The 1,265-nt window shown below is 64.5% G+C and carries 1 protein-coding gene; it reads left to right on the top strand.

All coding sequences use genetic code 11. The features are described from left to right. Window positions 1-1,265, top strand: a 1,265-nt coding sequence (locus ACFXI4_RS44710; RefSeq protein ID WP_385003450.1) for an acyltransferase domain-containing protein, incomplete at both ends; no start/stop codon positions are given.

The raw sequence follows: 1,265 nt of genomic DNA on the forward strand, positions 1-1,265 counted from the left end.
CGGTGCCGGTGTTGCCGGTGCCGGTGTTGGTGTCTGGTCGTTCTGTCGAGGCGTTGCGGGGGCAGGCGGTGCGGTTGCGTGAGTTCGTGCTTTCCGAGCCGGGGGTGACGGTTGGGGGGGTGGCGCGTGCGTCGGCGTTGTCCCGGGCGGCTTTGGAGTGTCGTGGGGTGGTGGTGGCTGCTGATCGGGATGAGTTGTTGTCCGGGTTGGCGGGGTTGTCGGATGGTGTGTCTGTGGGTCGGGGTGGGCTGACGGGGTTTTTGTTTTCGGGTCAGGGTTCGCAGTGGTCGGGTATGGGGCGGGAGTTGGCGGAGTGTTATCCGGTGTTCGCGGATTCTTTCGCTGATATCTGTGGGCGGTTGGAGTCGGTGTTGGGGCGGCCGGTTCGGGAGGTGGTTCTCGAGGGTGGTGTTGAGCTGGATGAGACGTTGTTCGCGCAGTGTGGGTTGTTTGCGGTTGAGGTTTCGTTGTTCCGGTTGCTTGAGTCGTTTGGTGTGGTGGCGGATTTTGTGGTGGGGCATTCGGTGGGTGAGGTGGCGGCTGCGCATGTGGCTGGGGTGTTGTCGTTGGATGATGCGGTTTCTTTGGTGTGTGCGCGTGCGGGGTTGATGGAGGGGTTGCCGGCGGGTGGGGCGATGCTCGCGGTGAATGCCGCGGAGGCGGAGGTCGTGGAATTGCTGTCGGGTGGGGTGGGTGTTGCGGCGGTCAACGGGTTTCGTTCTGTGGTGGTGTCGGGTGGGGTGGAGGCGGTGGAGGCGGTTGGGGTTGCGGCGCGTTTGCGGGGGTGGCGGTGTGCGCGTCTGCGGGTGAGTCATGCGTTTCATTCGTCGTTGATGGAGCCGGTGTTGGATCGGTTCCGGGAGGCGATTTCCGGGGTTGTTTTCAATGCTCCGGGTATTCCGTTCGTGTCGACGGTGGATGTTGATGCTGCTCCGGTGGATGTCGGTTATTGGGTGCGTAATGTCCGGGATACGGTGCGGTTCGCTGATGCGGTGGCTCGTCTGTATGAGCTGGGTGTGACGAGGTTTGTGGAGGTGGGTCCGGACGCGGCGCTGTCTGTGGTGGGGCCGGACTGTCTGGCGGGGGATGCGGTGGCGGCGTTCGTGTCGTTGTTGCGCCGGGGGCAGTCCGAGGTGCGGTCGTTGGCGTCGGGTCTGGGTCGGTTCCATGCGCATGGTGGTGGTGTGGACTGGGCGTCGTATCTGCCTGCCGCGGCGCCGGTCGATCTGCCCACCTACGCCTTCCAACACCGCCGCTACTGGCTG

Source organism: Streptomyces sp. NPDC059224, assembly GCF_042754285.1.
Classification (GTDB): domain Bacteria; phylum Actinomycetota; class Actinomycetes; order Streptomycetales; family Streptomycetaceae; genus Streptomyces.